This window comes from Nocardia macrotermitis (genome assembly GCF_009604405.1).
Lineage (GTDB): Bacteria > Actinomycetota > Actinomycetes > Mycobacteriales > Mycobacteriaceae > Nocardia > Nocardia macrotermitis.
On sequence record NZ_WEGK01000059.1, the window covers coordinates 1 to 522 of the forward strand.

Annotated in this window: 2 rRNA genes; both read right to left on the minus strand. The window is 55.2% G+C overall.

Annotated features, from left to right (window positions below):
* Nucleotides 1–84: ribosomal RNA gene (locus tag NRB20_RS37420) — 23S ribosomal RNA — on the minus strand; the annotation flags it as partial.
* A gap of 326 nt (nucleotides 85–410) precedes the next feature.
* A 16S ribosomal RNA gene (locus NRB20_RS37425) occupies nucleotides 411–522 on the minus strand; the annotation flags it as partial.

A 522-nucleotide genomic window follows, 5' to 3' on the forward strand; every position in this document is an offset into this window, starting at 1 on the left:
TCCCCGAGGCTTATCGCAGCCTCCTACGTCCTTCATCGGCTCTCGGTGCCAAGGCATCCACCGTACGCTCTTACACACTTACAAACAAAGATGCTCGCGTCCACTGTGCAGTTCTCAAACAACACACAAAACCCGATCTCGGCTCAGCACCAGCCCGGAAACAATCCGGCGGTATGACTGAAGATCCAGTCTTGTCGTTCATTCGCCTAGAAAGAAACACTCGCGTGTTCTTTCAGGACCCAACAGTGTGTCGATATATCACCGCGGACCCGGACATGGCCGAATCCTTGATGCGATGAGTCAGTCAGCGTTCCACCCATGAGCATCCGCCGGACTACAGATGAGTCCGAAACGGTCTCTGCCACAACCACATTCACCTGCGTGAACTGTCATGGAGAAGTGCTCCTTAGAAAGGAGGTGATCCAGCCGCACCTTCCGGTACGGCTACCTTGTTACGACTTCGTCCCAATCGCCAATCCCACCTTCGACGGCTCCCTCCACAAGGGTTAGGCCACCGGCTTC